Source organism: Pseudomonadales bacterium (assembly GCA_013215025.1).
Classification (GTDB): Bacteria; Pseudomonadota; Gammaproteobacteria; order Pseudomonadales; family DT-91; genus DT-91.
Genome location: JABSRR010000019.1, coordinates 1 through 17,910, shown reverse-complemented (window position 1 = coordinate 17,910; position 17,910 = coordinate 1). Strand labels below are relative to the sequence as shown.

Sequence of the window (17,910 nt, the reverse complement as noted above, 5' to 3'; positions counted from 1 at the left end):
AAATGCTGTGTGGCTGGATAGGATACCACAAGCACAAAAAAAGCCCGCAATATGCGGGCTCTATCAAGGCGCCATGCAACTTAAAAAGTAAACATCAGCGCCTAAAGCATTTAAACGTGCTTAAAACGTCTCGCCGTTAGCAGCTTTGTCTTTTAGCAGCTGAGGTACCGCAAACACATCACCATAGGTATCAGCTAGGTACTGCGCTCGCTCAGCGAATGCTTTCACACCGTAGGAGTTGATATGTTGGAATACCCCGCCCGTTTGCGCAGGATAACCAATACCCATGATAGAGCCAATGTTTCCATCAGCTGGGTTGAATACCACACCATCTTCCATCGCTCGCACAGCTTCTAAGGCTTGCGAGAAGGTTAGACGGTCTTGCACATCTTCAAATGGAATCTCTTTATAGCCATTCGGGGCAAAGTGCTCTTTCAGGCCAGGCCAAATGTACTTTTTACCACCTTCTGGATACTCATAGTAACCAGCACCGTGTGCCTTACCTTCACGGCCAAAGTCTTCAACCATTTTAGCCACTAAAGTTGCAGCAGGGTTGCTATCGTCAACCGTTTCGCCACGCGCTTCTTTATCGGCTTTTAGCTGTTGGCCATTTTTGTAAGCCGTAGCCTGAGAAATTTCATCAATCGCCGTTAAAGGGCCCACGGGTGAGCCGTTTTGCTTAGCCGCGTTTTCAATGATAACCGGGTTAATGCCCTCAAGCACCATTGCTGCGCCTTCTTCAACCGTCTTCGCGATAACACGCGTGGTGAAGAAACCTTCACCATCGTTAACCACAATAGGCTTTTTGCCAAGCGCAATCGCAAGGTCGAAAGCTTTTGCCAAAGCTTCATCCGAGGTTTTCTCGCCTTTGATGATTTCAACTAATGGCATTTTCTCAGCGGGTGAGAAAAAGTGCATGCCGATAAAGTTCTCAGGGCGGCTTGACGGCTCAGCAAGTCCCGTGATGGGTAAGCTTGAAGTATTGGTCGCAAATACACCTTGGCAAACCGCTTCGGTATCTTTGGTTACGGCCGCTTTGATCTTACGGTCTTCAAATACCGCTTCAATCACAATATCGCAATCGCTTAAATCGTCGTAAGACTCGGTTGGGTTGATTAAGCTAAGAATACGCTCTTTGTCAGCTTCATCCATGCGGCCCTTGCCAATAAGCTTGTCACATACACCCGCACCATAAGCCTTACCCTTCTCTGCATTTTCAAGACTAATGTCTTTAAGTGCCACCTCGATACCTACTTTAGCTGCCGCATAGGCGATACCCGCACCCATTTGGCCAGCGCCTAAGATACCCAGCTTTTTGGTCTCGGTTTTAGGCACTGCATCAAATGAAGGGCGTGAGGCACCTTTCTCTAGCGCTTGAAGTTGGAAGAAGAAGGTAGAAATCATATTCTTCGCAACCGGTGAGCGCATTAAGCTTAAGAAGTAACGCGCTTCAATTTTTTGCGCTGTTGCAAAATCAACGCGAGACACGTCAGAGATACAGGCAAAGATAGCTTTCGCCGCTGGGAAGTTACCCCAAGTATTAACCATCACGTTAACCGGGCCAAAATATAGCAGGCCTTGTAAGCCTTGATCCATATCCTTGTCGCTCGCTGCACCACCAGGAATGGTATAGCCAGGCTTATCCCAAGGCTGCGCGGATTCTGGGTTCGCCAGGATCCAAGCTTTGGCTTTCTTCTCTAGGTCTGCAACATCCGTGGCTAATTCATCAGCATAGGCATTATCAATCGCTTTCTGACCTTTGAACGACTTACCTTGTGATACAAAAGTGACAGCATTGGTCAAACCATGCTTACGCACCATACGCACCACACCGTCAGCACCAGGCATTAAGCCAAGTTGTGCTTCTGGTAAACCCATCGCTGCATTTTCTAAAGCAACACGGTAGTGACAAGCTAGCGAAATCTCATAACCACCACCTAAACACTCGCCGTTGATACCAACAGCCACTGGAATACCTAAAGTCTCAAGCTTACGCAAAGGTGCTTTAGCATCCATGATACCGTTGAATACGCGAGTCGCTTCTGCCTCATCCATATCAACTGGCATTTCAAGTAGCTTGGTTAAGTCACCACCACCAAAGAAGGTTTCTTTGCCTGATTTTACGTAAACACCCTTGATGTCATCTTTCATTGCTTCGATGTCATCAACGGCTTTGCTCATCGCTTCGATGAACTCGTCACCCATAAGGTTAACTTTTTCGCCTGGCTGATCCATGATCAGATCGATAATGCCGTCAGCGTCTTTTTCTAAACGGATATAACCCATTTTCTTAAATCCTCTTCTCTGTCGGCTTAAACTAATTCAACAATGGTCGCGATACCGATACCACCGCCGGCACATAACGTTGCAAGACCGCGCTTAAGACCACGACGCTCAAGCTCATCAACCAAGGTACCTAAAATCATGGCACCGGTTGCTCCGATGGGGTGACCCATGGCAATGGCACCGCCGTTGACGTTGATTTTCTCATCAGGCACGCCCAAGATTTTTTGGAAACGTAATACCACCGATGCGAATGCTTCGTTTAATTCAAACAGATCGATATCATCAACGGTCAAGCCTGCTTTATCTAAAGCTTTTTGCGTAGCAGGCGCAGGACCCGTCAACATAATCGTAGGTTCTGTTCCCACAAGTGCCGTGGTCACGATTTTTGCACGTGGCTTAAGGCCTGCTTTCTTGCCGCCTTCTTCATTACCGATAAGTACAAGTGACGCACCATCGACAACACCTGATGAATTACCAGGGGTGTGCACACAATTTACATTTTCAACTTGTGGGTATTTAAACTTAAGGAACTCGCCGTGACCAAAGTCGTTAAACATTTGGAAAGATGGATTCAAGCCACCGAGTTTTTCAGCGGTTGTGCCTGGGCGAACAAGCTCATCCTTATCTGAAACCACCACACCATTCTGATCTTTCACTGGAATGATGGAATTTTTGAAGTAGCCATTAGCATGTGCTTCAGATGCACGTTGCTGAGACATAGCCGCATAATTATCACAATCTTCACGGGTGAAGCCGTCTAACGTCGCGATTAAATCAGCACCTAGACCTTGGTTAATACCGTAAGATTCCATCGCAACCCATGGATCACCAGCAGCTGCACCACCTGCGCCGATGCCAAGGCGAGACATAGATTCAACACCGCCAGCTAGCACAAGGTCTTCAAAACCTGCTTTCACTTTAGCCGCCGCGATATTACATGCTTCAAGACCACCGGCACAGTAACGGTGTAATTGCGCACCTGTGGTATTGTCTGACCAGTCAGCATAAACCAAGGCAGTTTTGGCAATATTTTGACCTTGCTCGTTTACAGGTTCACCTGTGGCTAAGATCATGTCTTCTACAAGATCAGTATCAAGGTTATTACGCTCTTTCATTGCATCTAGCAAATTAACCACTAGGTCAATCGGCTTCACTTCGTACAAACCACCACCAGGCTTACCTTTGCCGCGAGGGGTACGAATGGCATCAAAAATATATGCTTCAGACATATGCATTCCTACATTGGTTTAAATATTCTTAAATTTTTGAGCTCAAAATTTGGTCTACATAGCGGCTATTTAATTGCAATTTAATCTCTATGCGCTGTTTAAATGGCATAAAAAGCACTAAATCCGTCACAAAATTTGAGGAGCATGAAGCTTACAGAAAACAGCCTAAAACACAAGGCATAAAGCGGCCATAATCTAAGCAAGAAAGGCCATGTTAAATCAGTTTAACGGCAAGTAGAAAAGCAAGGAATGCGGCATGGAAGATATATAATAAGTTTCGCGACGGCTCACAATTGCATTTAATCCTCAGCCTTGTTTGTTAATTTTGAGGCAGAGAATAATGAATAGTCAGGGTAGGTTTGCTTAAATAGTTTTTGCGCCATAATAATGGCCAATAAACCATACATTACAAACGTTAGGGTGCTGGCCATTACTGCGCCATAAACGTCAAAGTAAATTGCCCCGAGATGACAAAAAATAAACGTGGCCAAAGTTGAACGGCTCGCATTTAACCACATTGACCACCTTGGCTTGGACAGATTATTAAATATCCCATTCGACAAAGCTAAAAAGCCCAAACCCACCGAAAGCGGCACCTGTATAAAACAATATAACCAAATCAATTCTGACGCTAAACCGGAAACATTGAAGAGGCTTATGATAAACGGGTAAGCAAGCATAAAAAACAGCCATACAATAGATGTATAAGCCGACAATATCATCAAACCCTGTCGATAAATCGCGGCTACCCTATGCGGTAAGTCAGCACCACAATTTTGACCAACCATGGGGCCAGCCGCGCCGGTCAATGAGAAAAATACCGAAAATAATATCGGCGTTAAACTTCCCACCACCGCAAGCCCAGCCATGGCTTGATCGCCAAAATCTGAGACCACTGACACCACAATCAAACTGCCCAACGGGGTAAATAGATTAGAAATTACCGCAGGCGCTGCAATTGACCTGACCTTGCTAAAACACTGTTTTAAAAAAGAAATAGGCACCAGTCTGAGAAAATCTAGCCTAACATGTAATAGCCAAATACCAACCACAGCTGCCACCACCCTTGCAATAATCGTTGCCCAGGCAGCGCCTACAATTCCAAAGCCTAAAACCTCAATGAATATAGGGTCTAATATGATGTTAACAACAGAGGCAATTAATGGCACCCACATGGATAGCTTAGCCAAAGCAAAGGCACGAAGCCCTGAGGCAAAGGCAATCAACAACACCGATAACGGCGATGAAAGTAATACCAACCATAAATAACTGTAGGCTAAGTTATACACCCTGCCCTCTGCACCCAATTGCGCCAATATAGATGGCATTAAAAAAATCAACAGCGCTACCAGCACAATAGACAAGCACAGCGCTTGAAAAGCTATCGCAGAGAAAAGTTGGGACGCAGCGTCTTTTCCACTGCGACTTAACGCTTGGCTTACTAAGACAGAAATAGCGATCGAGAAGCCAATGCCAATGGCATTGGGAAACATGATAACAGAGCTTGAAAAACCAATCGCAGCGAGCACATCGATATCGTTCAGCCGGCTTAAAAAATACATGTCGGCAAGCGACAACAACATATTAGAAGCTAACGCTATCCACGACGCAAACATCATAATCAGCAAGTGTCGCGTTACCGAGCCCTCTGTAAATTTACTGCGCACCTTGCTAATCGTCTCGCTCGATAGAAAATTCCCGTAAGCGATATTGTCCTGGCGTAACGCCAGTCCACTTTTTAAACGAACGATGAAACGCTGAAGGGTCGGTAAAACCCATCAACGCCGAAACTGCCGATACACTGAGTTCAGGGCGTGATAAATAAGCGATGGCTGCATCTCTGCGCAGCTGATCTTTTAGCGACTGATAACTGACGCCCTCTTTGCGCAGATGCCTACGTAAGGTTGGCGGCGACATATTCAAACTATCGGCGACCGTCTCGAAAGCCGGGAAACCCGCCGACAAATCATAACCCATCACGCGCTTCACTTTACTCACTAACTCACTGTTATCGGCCTGCTGCGGCTCAACCATCATTTGGTAAGGCGCGGTTCGCAAAAAGTCGCGCAAGCTCTGTTCATTTTGCGCTACAGGCAATTCTAAAAAGCGACGGTGAAAAACAAAACCGTTTTGCGCTGAAGCGAAGTTTGGCTTAACGCCAAATAAACGCTTATAACGTTTAACACCTTTTTCGCCATCGCTTGGCGATGGGGTTATTAAGCGCACTTCAGACAGCTCAATGGGCATAGCTATCAACCAGCTAAAGAAACGATGCCATAAAGCTAGGGCATAGGCCTCACCCGCCTGCCATTTTTCTTGTTCAGGGAGTTTATATTCAGGGTATGAAATACGAATCATATCACCCTGCTTGAACATTGTTAGCCGTAACTCATTGCTATAAAACACCTCAAAAAATTCACACAGCCGATGAATGCTTTTGCTTAATGTATCGCAATGAATAATGGCATAGCACATCATTCGAAAAGCACCTGCACTAATCCCTTTACCGGGTGGCATACCAAAGCTGTCGTCTTGCAGCAGGGTTAATACTTGCTGGTATATACGGGAATAATGAATCGCTGAAATATGCTCAGGTGCACTGTCATCTAAGGGATTAAAATCTAAGCCGGCATTCAACAGAATTTGCTTTATATCAAATTGACGCTGTTCCGCTAATCGCAATAAAGAATTTGCAAAACGGCTGGGCACATAGGTAGATGAGGTTTCAGAAGGCTTCATTGCTTTATACTATCAAATTCTGCGCCGCATCTCAGTATAATAAGCTGTCATTCTGTGTAACATTATTTTAGTGGTATAACAAAAATCTTAGCGGTTCACTTTGCTAAGCTAATTGCTTTGCCATACACTTATTTCTTGATAATCGATGCCACTGCTTAAACCCAAATAATGGCCTTTAAAACATGACCGAAGTTAGCCAATACAGCATTTTATTCAAAGGCGAAGCACTTGATGATGTTGAACTTGAACATGTGAAAAATAATTTCACTAAGTTATTCAATGCCGACGTTGCATTACTTGAAAAATTGTTTTCAGGCCGCGTGGTCACGCTTAAGCAAGCACTTGACAAGCAGGATGCGTTAAAATTTCAACGCTTATTCAAACAAGCTGGCGCGAAGATTTATATTAAAGCCAGTGAGCAGCAAAATCCTAGCAACCAAGCGCCAGATTCGGCAACCAAGCAGGCTCAAGTTCCTCAATCTAAGATGCCTGAAAAGCCCGACCAGTCAAAAGAGTCTGAGCAGCCTAAACAAATTCAAGCAAGAGTAGCAACGGAAGAGCCGTCAACTCAAACGGCATACAATCAGACCACTACACTGTCGCTGCTGCCGCCTGGAAGCCCGATGCTGGAACTGTCCGAACGACAGGAATTTCATGAACTTGAGCTAGATCTAAGCCAATATAGCTTGGCAGAGTTAGGCGCGTTAATCGATCAATTACCGAACCCTCAAACCTTGTTGAATCCTGCAACTGATCACTTATCAACAGCTGAGCCTGGCGCAGTCATATTGCCTGAGCACAAAGAGCCAAGTCCCGTAGTGGTCAATACTGATCATCTGAGCTTGGCAGAAGTTGGCGCTTTATTAAGGCAAGAAATCGACGACATCCCCGACTTCCCTCCAGAAACCAGTCACTTAAGTTTGGCTGAAGTTGGCGCGCAGATCGATAACTTAATCGAAGACAAGACCGAACTCGACCCAGATATTAGTCATTTAAGCGTTGAAGATAAGTAAGCGGCTTTACTCAAGTACTGAAACTCAAGCATTGAAACTCAAACATTGAAACTAAAATAATTATTGATGCTTTAAGCACTGAGCCAGACTCAACTGAGATCCTTAAGCTTGAGTTTGACGCTGACGCGTAAGCCTTTCTCTGCACTGGCATAAAGCGCCTTATCCGATAAAAATATTTCACCGTGATGCAACTTCGCCACCGCCTTAACTAAGGCTAAGCCCAAGCCGTTCCCGGGTGACAACCCACGGCTTTCGTCAACCCGATAAAAACGTTGGAACACCTTTTCGCGTTTATCTTTTGGAATACCCGGTCCGCTATCAATCACTTCAAGCTCAGCCCAGCGCCCATGGCGTGATAGGCTTTGCTTTAAATTAACCTGAATGCCAAGGCCCGCAGGGGTATATTTAATCGCATTGTCCATTAAATTTGCCAACATTTGGAACAGCAAATCTTTGTCACCAACAAGATGCAAGCCTTTTTCACAATCAAGTTTCAGCGTTTGATGTTTATCCGCTGCTAAAGGCTCATAAAGCTCTACCACGTCATCAACAATTTTGGACATATCCAGGGGTGAAAAATTTGCGCGCTTTGCGCCTGATTCGACTTGGGCGATTCGCAAAAGTGCCGAGAAAGTCGACAGTAAATTATCCGCCTCCTCTAACATTTCTCTGACCATCTCAGTATTTTGAGGTGCAGAGCGCTTCTCTAGAGACGACAAATTGTTGCGCAAACGCGTTAACGGTGTTCGAAGATCATGGGCAATACTGTTGGATACATCACGAACATCGTTCATCGCCCCCTCAATACGATCAAGCATATTATTGATACCCATCGCTAATCGTTGAAAATCGTCTAACGGTTCTTTCACAGGGATTCGATGGGTAAAATTCCCTTCCATGATGTCGTAAATCGTATCATTGATAACCTCAACCCGATGCAGGGTCATCAAACTGGTAATTAAGCCTCCAAGCAAGCCAAGCAAAATCATAATCACCATGCCCCAGATAATCGCACCCGCCACTAACTGAATATTTCGTCTCACATCATCAGAAAATCGGGCAACTAATAATTTATAACCTCCATCCAGCTGACGCTCGCGCGCAAGAAAATTATAAACTTGTGTATTATTGTTGTAAGTCTGAAAGCTCATTTCAAAACTCAGCCAGCCATCACTCCATACTTTGTAATCTGGCCAAAATAATAAATCACCGGCAATTTTTTCTTGTTGTTGATTAACCAAAATAAAGGCAAAGCGTGAAAATTTATTTTCACTGGCTCTCTGCTCAACAAAGCTATCAATAGAATCGGCGCCAGAACTAAGGTATTGCTGCTCTAACTCATCGAGTTCTGACTCTAAGGAGGCATTAACCGAATTAAAAAAGTCGTAGGAAAAAAAAGCAAACGTGATTGAAAGTAAAATGAATACAGCAAAAGCAAGGCTAGTCACGTACGAGATCATAAATCTGAACGTGTAGGTGCCAAATAAATTACCAATCAGTCTCTGTCGATTAACGGCCATAAGATAAAGTATTTATTGTAACGCTAATTATTTTGAAAACATCGAGCTTAATAATGATATGAGCTAAAGTTGTAATAAGGGCTGACGGCATTAAAGCAAAAGCTAAGGTCTAAAAAATTGCATTTTAGTCAATCACATCTTATTACTAAATTTCGCTAAGCATATACCCAGCACCGCGAATCGTCGACAGTAGCGGACGCTCGAAGTCTTTGTCGATTTTTTGGCGAAGTCGACTAACATGCACATCAATCACGTTGGTTTGAGGGTCGAAGTGATACTCCCACACATTTTCTAACAGCATGGTGCGAGTGACCACCTGACCGGCATGCTTCATCAAGTATTCTAGTAAGCGAAATTCTCGTGGTTGTAAATTGAGGTTCTGCCCCTGACGAGTCACTTTTTGAGTCAACAAATCTAGCTCAAGCTCACCTACTTTAAGTCGGGTTGCTGGCAAGGCTTCTTTACGCCTCAAAAGTACCTCCACTCGCGCTAATAGCTCTTGATCAGCAAAAGGCTTTACCAAATAATCGTCAGCACCCACTTTAAGCCCTTTAACGCGCTCATCAACATCGCCTAAAGCAGACAAGAACAAAACCGGAACAGCATTACCGTTTGCACGCACTGTCTCAACAATTTCTAAGCCGTCTTTATTTGGCAGCATACGATCAACGATTAATAAGTCATAGTGTTTATCGATTGCGTGCTGTAGGCCCTGATCACCATCACTTGCATAATCAACTTGATAGTTGTGATCAGTCAGAATTTGCTGCACATAATCAGCTACCTGTAGATCATCCTCAATCAATAAAATTTTAAGTAAAGTATGCATGTAACATCCTTATAAGAGAAAATTTGCTATTAAGCTCTGACAAATACAACTACTTAAGCCACAGGCTTGACGTTATAATAAGTCTTTTTAAATCATCGATACGTTTAGCTATTATGTCAGAAACCGCACAATCAAATCAGCAAAATACTGAATATCCAAGCCTAATAAGACGATTTGCCGCTATGTTTTACGATGCGTGGCTTATTTTGGCCTTGTGCATACTCATGACGGGGCTGATGGTAGGGCTGAAAAGCCTGGTCGATCCTGCTCCGCTTGCAGAGGGCGAACGGGCTATCAGTGGCGCATGGCGTGCACCGACTTTTATTCTCCAGCTTTTAACATTTTACGGCTTTTACACTTATTTTTGGGTTAAATCTGGCCAGACCTTGGCTATGCAAGCCTGGCGACTTAAGCTTGTTCAACAAAATGGTCAGGCCGTTACTATCAGCCAAGCATGGCTTCGGCTTAGCCTTGCTGCCCTATCATTCTTTGCCCTGGGCTTTGGTTATTTTTATGCCTTATTTGATCCTGAAAAGCGATGCCTGCATGATAAGCTATCCAACACCAAGTTAGTTTTATTGGAAAAAACCAAAAAATAACTACCTCACGCGTGATAATAAAAATATGCCCGCTAATACGGACAAAATTGCTGGTATAAGCATGGATATGACCGGCTGCAGCTGAAAAATAATCGTAATTGGGTTCAGACTGTCCTGCAAAATTTTAAATAAGGTCGCTGTCATGATACCTATAAATAAGCGGTACCCCATCGTCGACTCTCTTAGCGAGCCAAACACAAAAGATACGCCAACGAGAACCAAACTGAGCATAATAAGCGGGTAGTACGCTTTTTTCCAAAACGCTAGATCATGCTCAATACTGTTCAGCTTCTGCTGCTTGAGGTATGCACTATAGCGCCACAGATCCTGCATTTTCAGCCTTGAGGGTCGAATTGCCGAAATCGCCAGTAAATCTGGCGCTAACTCCGACTGCCAATCAATTTCAGCAGCTTGCTCAATATTCAAATGCAGAGGCAGCTGAGAAAAGTCGACATTCGCTTGCGAAAGCGCTGCTGCCGCATCATCAAGCGCATCGAGCTGGTATGACGTAGTAATAATTTTAACCTTACTTAGCCGCCATTGATGATTAGCATAGCGTGCAGATTGCGCAAATATAACCTTTTCTAAGCGCTGATCGACATACTCAAAGATTCTTACGCCCTGCATAAAACCTGAGGTACTGGCGGTATTCACAAACAAAAAACTGTCGCCATCTCTGAGCCAGAGGCCATTCTTCACATCGACTTGGTAGTTATCGTTCAATGCTAACTCTCGCATTGAGCGAGCATATTGCGTTGCAGAGGGGGCGACAAATTCGCCAATAATCATCGCAATAATTAAAAACACCAGTGCAGGCTTAAATGTCATGATCACCAAGCGAACTATCGATACACCTGCAGCTCGCATGACCACCAACTCAGATGTACCCGCCAAACTTCCTAAGCCAGCCAGACAACCAATTAAGCCTACCATCGGCATCAAATCATAGATAAATTCGGGTGTATTGAGCAGCTCGAAGTAAATGGCTTTAGCAATGGTATAATTACCTTCGACATTTTTCATTTCGCCAATCAATCGAAACATGAGCTCTAGCGACACAAAACCAAAAAGAATGATCGCAATCGCAAAGTAGACTTGCTTTCCTACATAATTAGATACGCGCTGCATTATGTATCTCGCCAACGGGTAATAAGCTGCTGTAATGCACCACGATAATAGAGGCATAAACCCAGCAACAAGAAAAACACATGCACCATTACCACAAAGCCAATGCCGATATTTGCATTAGCCACCCCGTTCTTTACCAGAATGATAGCGGCAAAATACAGCATAAATAACAACACACTGGGGAAAAGTTTCGCATAACGCCCTCTACGATGCGATGTTTCACTGAGCGCCAAAGCGATAATTGCCGCAATCGGTGCTAACCAGGGTAAACTAAAACGCCACACTAATGCTGCCAAGTAGTCTTGATTGTGATCATACCGTTGCTTTAACAGCAGCGACCCTGTGGTCATCGCATCTATCGCTTCAAAACTCAGCTGCTCTGCTGGTGAGCTTTCTCGATAAAAATGTGTTGCCGAAGCAAAGTTTAAAAAGCGTGCATTGTCATTGAAGACACTCAGATTACTCAAACTGCCGCCCTCAAGTTCAAGCTTTCGGTCTCCATCGGCAACAATATCTACCGACCCATTATCAGCCCGAAGCAAAGAAATATCACCTTGCTTATTAATGGATGCAATAAATATATCGGCAAGAGATTTTTTATCCTGGCTGAGATCACCAACATACATAACAGCACCTTTATCAATTTTATTAAAGCTGCCGGCGGTCAAGGTGCCTAAACTAGAAAAAGTATGCGGGTCGTTTTCAAGCTGAATCATTTTTTTTGCGGCAAGCGGAGTTAATAGCAGACTAAATACGGCGATGATCATAAACACCAAAATCGCCAAGCCTTGCACATAAAATAACAGTGCCGTATCACTGATGCCGCATGATTTAAAAACAATCATCTCACTGTCAACATAGAGTTGACCGATACTCAAGATAATTGCGAGGCAAAGGCTCAGTGGCAAGATGACTTCAATCACTGAAGGCAAAGTGTAGGCTAAAATTGATAATACCGAATCCACTGGATACCTGCCGGTCGCAGCTGAACTCAAAAACACAACAAATTTTCCACTAAAAAACATCAATAAGATCGTAATAAAGATGCCGAAAAAATTGCTTGCTGTTTGACGAAACAAATAGCGGAAAACTTTCAAAAGGATGGCCTGCTCTTCTCTGCCTGAAAATATATGCTGGATTGCATAATGCGCACAATCTTAAGTCGTGTAATAATCCATATAATCAAACTTAGTCCGTGTTGGAGTAAATATGGAATTTATTAGCAAGTCTATCAAACAGTGGACGAAACAAAAAACAGATTGTTTCATCATTCCCATATTATCAAGCAAACGCATGCCATCGTTTTTGCAAGAGTTAGACAGCATCTACCAGCAGCAATTAAGCCAATTATTCTCCTCAGGCGACCTATCACTTGAGGAGGGCAAAAGCTATTTACTCGCATCACCAAAACTACCTGCTAAGCGTTTACTGTTTATTGGCGTCAGCAATAATCTTGATTTAAAAGGCCTTCGCAGTTTTGTTGCCAAAGCCTATGCCGATAGCAACGCCACACCGAGCAAGCAGGCGACAATATTAGCTTCTGAGTTAACCTCCAAGAGCATGGAAGGCACTAAGCTTTTAGAAGAAATTGCCTGCCACTGGCAAACCTTAAATTATCGCTATGACCATACCCTCTCGACCAAGGCTAAGGCTGCAAACATCAAAAAGCTCAGCGTATTGCATACAGTTAACGCAAAGTCTGCTAAAGCTGCATTGCAACAAGGGCAAGCATTAGGTGAAGGCATTAATTTTGCGCGTGAGCTTGGTAATTTACCTGCCAGCATATGTACTCCTAGCTTTTTAGCTAAGCAGGCGCAGGCATTGGCGAAACAGTCAGCGCAGCTAAGCTATAAATCGCTAAGTGAGGCGCAAATGCAAAAGCTTGGTATGGGCTCCTTGCTATCGGTAACCGCCGGTACAGAAGAGCCTGCTAAATGCATAATTCTTGAATATAAGGGGCTAAACACTAACGCTAAGCCGCATGTACTTGTGGGCAAAGGCGTTACTTTCGACTCAGGTGGTATTTCATTAAAACCCGGTTCTGCCATGGATGAAATGAAATATGATATGTGTGGCGCCGCCAGCGTGCTTGGCACCATGAAAGCGCTGGTGAATGCCGAAAGCAAAGTCAATGTTGTGGGTATTATTGGTGCGGTAGAAAATATGCCCAGCGGCAAAGCCACTAAACCTGGGGATGTGGTTACTTCGATGTCGGGTCAAACGATTGAAGTATTAAATACAGATGCCGAGGGTCGTTTAGTACTTTGCGATCTGCTTACCTATGTTGAAAAATATAAACCGAAATCCGTTATCGACATAGCCACTCTGACTGGTGCCTGCATAGTCGCGCTTGGTAAACACGCGTCCGGCTTATTCTGTAACGATGCAACACTTGAGCAAAAACTCGTTGCCGCAGGCCAAGCACGTTTAGACAGAGTGTGGCCGATGCCGCTATGGCCAGAATATGATGCGCAACTAAAATCAAACTTTGCTGACATGGCAAATATTGGTGGACCTCAAGCTGGCTCTGTCACAGCGGCATGTTTTTTAGCGAGATTTACCAAGGCTTATAAGTGGGCACACATTGACATTGCCGGCCCCGCTTGGGTTCAAGGCGCTAACAAAGGCGCAACTGGACGCCCCGTAGGCTTACTTTTTGACTATTTAATCAATCAAGCATAGCCGATATGACCAGGGTCGATTTTTATTTACTGGCCGATGATAGCACTGAAGCAAAGCTTGCATTCGNCTGCAAGCTNGTCAGCAAGACCNTAAAACTGGGGCATAGAATCTATATTCACTGTCAAGATANACAGCAAACAGCACAACTGAGTCAACAGCTGTGGCACTTTGATAGCCACAGCTTTTTAGCGCATGAAGTGATTGAAAGCCCGCAAAAATCTGAGCATCAAAGCGCTATTCAATTAGGCTGTTTAAAGAATCCTCAAACGCAGCACCATGATTTATTGATCAATTTATGCAAGACAGTGCCTGACTATTTTGCGAGCTTCAATCGCTTAAGTGAAATCGTTGTGCAAGCGCCAGATGAGCTTGAGAGCGGCAGATCACGGTATAAATTTTATCAAAGCAAACACTTCCCTCTGCATCAACATGATTTACGTAAAAATGCGCTCTAATGCGAGCATCTTGCTACAGTAGCCGTAAAAAAGCATGTATAATCGCCATCCTTTAAATTGTCACCAATACTGATCGTAAAGCGTCCTATCGCCCCTTCAGTCCCGTTATTCCATTAGTGAGTCAGCATGGATAAAACCTACAAACCCAAAGATATCGAGCAAGCGCTTTACCAGCACTGGGAACAACAAGGTTATTTTTCACCTGACTATCAGCCAGATAATCAGAACAAAACAAACAAAGATAGTAACGACGCCTTCTGCGTTATGATTCCGCCGCCCAATGTAACTGGCTCATTACATATGGGTCACGCTTTTCAACACACCTTACAAGATGCACTGACTCGTAGAGCACGCATGCAAGGTAAACAAAGTTTGTGGCAAGTAGGTACTGATCATGCAGGCATTGCCACACAAATGGTGGTTGAGAGAAAACTGGCCGCTGAAGGNCAAGCTGACCGAGTCAGCCTTGGACGCGAAGCATTTATAGAGAAAGTCTGGCAGTGGAAAGAAAGCTCGGGCGGCACTATCACGCAACAGATGCGTCGTCTCGGTAACTCGGTAGACTGGGACCACGAACGCTTTACCATGGACCCTGGCTTCTACGATGCTGTGCAAGAGGTGTTTATTCGCCTTTATGATGAAGGTCTTATTTATCGCGGTAAACGCCTCGTCAATTGGGACCCTAAACTGCACACCGCGATTTCCGACCTCGAGGTGGAAAATCGCGAAGTCAAAGGCAAGATGTGGCATATCAAATACCCACTGGCTAACGGCGCCTCAACTGCAGAAGGTAATGATTTTTTAGTTGTGGCAACAACACGCCCTGAAACTTTACTCGGCGATACTGGTGTTGCCGTTAACCCAGAAGATCCTCGCTATAGAGATCTGATTGGGCAATCCGTCTTATTGCCATTTACTAATCGGGCCATCCCTATTGTCGCCGATGAGCATGCCGATATGGAAAAAGGCACCGGCTGCGTCAAAATCACACCAGCGCATGATTTCAACGACTATGAGGTGGGTCAACGCCATCAACTGCCCATGGTTAATATTCTCACCTTTAATGGTGATATTCGTCACCGCGCGGAAGTCATGAACAGTGANGGTAGCCAGAATACAAACCTAGAAGTTGTNATTCCTGAAGCCTTCCAAGGCTTGGAACGCTTTGCTGCACGTAAAGCCATTGTTGCTAGCCTTGAAGAGAAAGCACTGCTTCTTGAGGTTAAAGAAAATGACATGACTGTGCCCTATGGTGATCGCGGCGGTGTTGTTATCGAGCCCATGCTAACGGATCAGTGGTATGTTGATGCCAAAACTTTAGCTAAACCTGCTATTGCAGCGGTTGAAAACGGCGACATTCAGTTTGTCCCGCAACAATATGAGAACATGTACTTCGCTTGGATGCGGGACATTCAAGATTGGTGTATTTCTCGACAGCTTTGGTGGGGGCACCGCATTCCTGCCTTCTACGATCAAGCCGGCAACGTCTATGTAGCGAAAGATGAGGCGACTGCTCGCGAGAAATATGCTTTAGCTGCAGATATCAGTCTTAGTCAAGATAACGATGTACTCGACACCTGGTTTAGTTCAGCACTTTGGACCTTTGCGACATTAGGCTGGCCAGAGGCCACAAAGCGACTGCAGACCTTTCATCCAACTGATGTTTTAGTCACTGGCTTTGATATTATTTTCTTCTGGGTTGCACGCATGATCATGATGACCATGCACTTTATCAAAGATGAAGATGGCAAGCCTCAGGTGCCGTTTAAAACCGTGTATGTCACTGGCTTAATTCGCGATGAAGCCGGACAAAAAATGTCGAAGTCTAAAGGCAATGTTTTAGATCCACTGGATATGATTGACGGTATTGATCTTGATAGCCTGCTTGCTAAGCGCACCGGCAATATGATGCAGCCTCAACTTGCGGAAAAAATCGGTAAACGTACACAAAAAGAGTTTCCCGACGGCATTACAGAACATGGCACTGACGCCCTGCGTTTCACTTTAGCCGCACTCGCATCTACAGGCCGCGATATCAATTGGGATATGAAGCGGCTGGAAGGCTATCGCAATTTCTGTAATAAACTATGGAATGCGTCTCGCTATGTACTTAGCAATACTGAGCATTTTGATTGCGATCAAAGCAATCATGGTAATTATCAGCTTAGCATCGCTGATCAATGGATTTTAAGCTGTTTGCAGCGTTGCCAAGAAACCGTTAACGATGCCTTTAACAATTATCGCTTCGATTTAGCCAGTCAGGCATTGTATGAATTTGTTTGGAATGAGTATTGTGACTGGTATATTGAATTATCTAAGCCTGTATTTTGGGACGAAAACACTAGCGAACAACAGCTTATAGGCACTCGCCGCACCCTGATTCGCGTATTAGAGAGCATTCTGCGACTTGCTCACCCTATCATGCCTTTCATCACAGAAAGTATCTGGCAACAGCTCAAACCTCTTGCCGGCAAGGATGGTGAAACCATTATGCTTGAACCATATCCGGAAACCGATCAGGCATTAATCATACCGGATGCAGAAGATGCGGTTGAGTGGATTAAGGGCGTGATTGTCAGTGTTCGCAATATACGCGGCGAACTTGGCATCTCACCAGCTACAGCCCTACCCTTATATTTTAAAAACGGCTCAGCGCAAGATAAAAGCAGATTATCTGAGCATCAAGCATTACTCATTAAACTAGCTAAGCTTGTCAATATCACCTGGCTGTCAGAGAATGATGAAGCCCCACTAGCATCGACACAGTTAGTCGGTGATTTACAAGTGTTAGTGCCCTTAGCTGGATTTATAGACACCAATGCAGAGATTCAGCGCCTAGAAAAAGAAATAGCCAAGCTAGATAAGGACATATCTCGCGTTTCTGCAAAGCTAAGCAATCAAAAGTTTATCGCGAATGCACCAGCTGAGGTAGTTGCGAAAGAACAGGCTAAGATGAACGAACAAACCCTTGCACAGCAAAACCTTACGCAACAAATAGAAAAACTCAAAGCTTTATAGCAAAGCTGATTTTTAGCCTTTTGGCCAAGAAAGCCTCGAGGTTCTTGGCTGGTTGCTATAATAATAGCAGCTTGGTTATTTCGATCGGCTTTGCATGCATCTAGCCATATCAAAGGGCAATATCAAAGAGCAATATTAAAAGGCAACTCAAAGGATAAGTATTAACGGATCGATATTAACGCATCAGAATTAACAAAATCCCTTACAGAAAAGCTGCGCCAAAGACACCACTCGAGTCGCCTAAAGAAGCCTGTCTAACTTTTGTTTTTGAATCACTAGAAAAAATATATTTTCCAAGCAACTGCTCTACTCGCTCTGCCAATCCCGCAATATTCGATAAGCCGCCGCCTAAGACGATAACATCAGGGTCAACAATATTGACTACCGTGCTTAGGGCTGACGCAAGCACCTC

The 17,910-nt window shown here is 44.4% G+C and carries 14 protein-coding genes; 5 read left to right on the top strand and 9 right to left on the bottom strand.

Annotation, left to right across the window (positions count from 1 at the left end; translation table 11 throughout):
- Positions 1-120: 120 nt before the first annotated feature.
- From HRU21_02665 to HRU21_02650, 4 genes are all read right to left on the bottom strand, one after another.
- Positions 121-2,286: an enoyl-CoA hydratase/isomerase family protein gene (locus HRU21_02665; protein NRA41193.1), complete on the bottom strand. Its 2,166-nt coding sequence runs from the start codon at positions 2,284-2,286 to the stop codon at positions 121-123.
- Between the two features lie 26 nt (positions 2,287-2,312).
- Positions 2,313-3,515 (bottom strand): acetyl-CoA C-acetyltransferase, encoded by a 1,203-nt coding sequence (locus tag HRU21_02660; GenBank protein NRA41192.1) that lies wholly within the window; start codon positions 3,513-3,515, stop codon positions 2,313-2,315.
- A gap of 299 nt (positions 3,516-3,814) precedes the next feature.
- Positions 3,815-5,182: an MATE family efflux transporter gene (locus HRU21_02655; protein ID NRA41191.1), complete on the bottom strand. Its 1,368-nt coding sequence runs from the start codon at positions 5,180-5,182 to the stop codon at positions 3,815-3,817.
- A gap of 4 nt (positions 5,183-5,186) precedes the next feature.
- Entirely contained in the window at positions 5,187-6,254 is a 1,068-nt protein-coding gene (locus tag HRU21_02650; GenBank protein NRA41190.1) for an AraC family transcriptional regulator ligand-binding domain-containing protein, read from the bottom strand.
- A gap of 182 nt (positions 6,255-6,436) precedes the next feature.
- Here HRU21_02650 and HRU21_02645 point away from each other — a divergent pair, with 182 nt between their 5' ends.
- On the top strand, positions 6,437-7,267 hold the full coding sequence (locus HRU21_02645) for a hypothetical protein (GenBank protein NRA41189.1): 831 nt from the start codon (positions 6,437-6,439) through the stop codon (positions 7,265-7,267).
- A gap of 89 nt (positions 7,268-7,356) precedes the next feature.
- Here HRU21_02645 and HRU21_02640 read toward each other — a convergent pair whose 3' ends face one another.
- Positions 7,357-8,727 (bottom strand): HAMP domain-containing histidine kinase, encoded by a 1,371-nt coding sequence (locus HRU21_02640; protein ID NRA41188.1) that lies wholly within the window; start codon positions 8,725-8,727, stop codon positions 7,357-7,359.
- Positions 8,728-8,932: 205 nt separating this feature from the next.
- Positions 8,933-9,616 carry a response regulator transcription factor gene (locus tag HRU21_02635; GenBank protein ID NRA41187.1) on the bottom strand — a complete coding sequence of 228 codons (684 nt, stop codon included), beginning with the start codon at positions 9,614-9,616 and terminating at the stop codon, positions 8,933-8,935.
- 113 nt (positions 9,617-9,729) lie between these two features.
- On the opposite strand from HRU21_02635, the gene HRU21_02630 reads away from it, so the two are divergent.
- On the top strand, positions 9,730-10,215 hold the full coding sequence (locus HRU21_02630) for an RDD family protein (protein ID NRA41186.1): 486 nt from the start codon (positions 9,730-9,732) through the stop codon (positions 10,213-10,215).
- On the opposite strand, the gene lptG is transcribed toward HRU21_02630, so the two are convergent.
- Together lptG and lptF are read right to left on the bottom strand one after the other, a co-directional pair.
- The gene (gene lptG / locus HRU21_02625; GenBank protein NRA41185.1) at positions 10,216-11,343 is read right to left on the bottom strand and encodes an LPS export ABC transporter permease LptG; all 1,128 of its coding nucleotides are present in this window, start codon (positions 11,341-11,343) and stop codon (positions 10,216-10,218) included.
- Positions 11,343-12,422, bottom strand: coding sequence for an LPS export ABC transporter permease LptF (lptF, locus tag HRU21_02620; GenBank protein NRA41184.1), 1,080 nt, complete (start codon positions 12,420-12,422; stop codon positions 11,343-11,345). The genes lptG and lptF overlap by 1 nt, the downstream gene beginning before the upstream one ends.
- A 130-nt stretch (positions 12,423-12,552) precedes the next feature.
- Here lptF and HRU21_02615 point away from each other — a divergent pair, with 130 nt between their 5' ends.
- From HRU21_02615 to HRU21_02605, 3 genes are all read left to right on the top strand, one after another.
- Entirely contained in the window at positions 12,553-14,025 is a 1,473-nt protein-coding gene (locus HRU21_02615; protein ID NRA41183.1) for a leucyl aminopeptidase, read from the top strand.
- Between the two features lie 5 nt (positions 14,026-14,030).
- Complete coding sequence (locus HRU21_02610; GenBank protein NRA41182.1) at positions 14,031-14,480, top strand: DNA polymerase III subunit chi; 450 nt, start codon at positions 14,031-14,033, stop codon at positions 14,478-14,480.
- Between the two features lie 126 nt (positions 14,481-14,606).
- The gene (locus HRU21_02605; GenBank protein ID NRA41181.1) at positions 14,607-17,498 is read left to right on the top strand and encodes a valine--tRNA ligase; all 2,892 of its coding nucleotides are present in this window, start codon (positions 14,607-14,609) and stop codon (positions 17,496-17,498) included.
- Between the two features lie 202 nt (positions 17,499-17,700).
- Here the strand turns inward: HRU21_02605 and HRU21_02600 are convergent.
- Positions 17,701-17,910, bottom strand: a 210-nt coding sequence (locus tag HRU21_02600) for an ROK family protein (protein ID NRA41180.1), incomplete at its 5' end; no start/stop codon positions are given.

What these genes read in the sequence shown, in the direction of transcription:
- HRU21_02635 (NRA41187.1), bottom strand. Translation starts at nt 9,616, where the DNA reads ATGCATACTTTACTTAAAATTTTATTGATTGAGGATGATCTACAGGTA.
- HRU21_02660 (NRA41192.1), bottom strand. Translation starts at nt 3,515, where the DNA reads ATGTCTGAAGCATATATTTTTGATGCCATTCGTACCCCTCGCGGCAAA.
- HRU21_02665 (NRA41193.1), bottom strand. Translation starts at nt 2,286, where the DNA reads ATGGGTTATATCCGTTTAGAAAAAGACGCTGACGGCATTATCGATCTG.
- HRU21_02630 (NRA41186.1), top strand. Translation starts at nt 9,730, where the DNA reads ATGTCAGAAACCGCACAATCAAATCAGCAAAATACTGAATATCCAAGC.
- HRU21_02615 (NRA41183.1), top strand. Translation starts at nt 12,553, where the DNA reads ATGGAATTTATTAGCAAGTCTATCAAACAGTGGACGAAACAAAAAACA.
- lptG (NRA41185.1), bottom strand. Translation starts at nt 11,343, where the DNA reads ATGCAGCGCGTATCTAATTATGTAGGAAAGCAAGTCTACTTTGCGATT.
- HRU21_02640 (NRA41188.1), bottom strand. Translation starts at nt 8,727, where the DNA reads ATGATCTCGTACGTGACTAGCCTTGCTTTTGCTGTATTCATTTTACTT.
- HRU21_02645 (NRA41189.1), top strand. Translation starts at nt 6,437, where the DNA reads ATGACCGAAGTTAGCCAATACAGCATTTTATTCAAAGGCGAAGCACTT.
- HRU21_02650 (NRA41190.1), bottom strand. Translation starts at nt 6,254, where the DNA reads ATGAAGCCTTCTGAAACCTCATCTACCTATGTGCCCAGCCGTTTTGCA.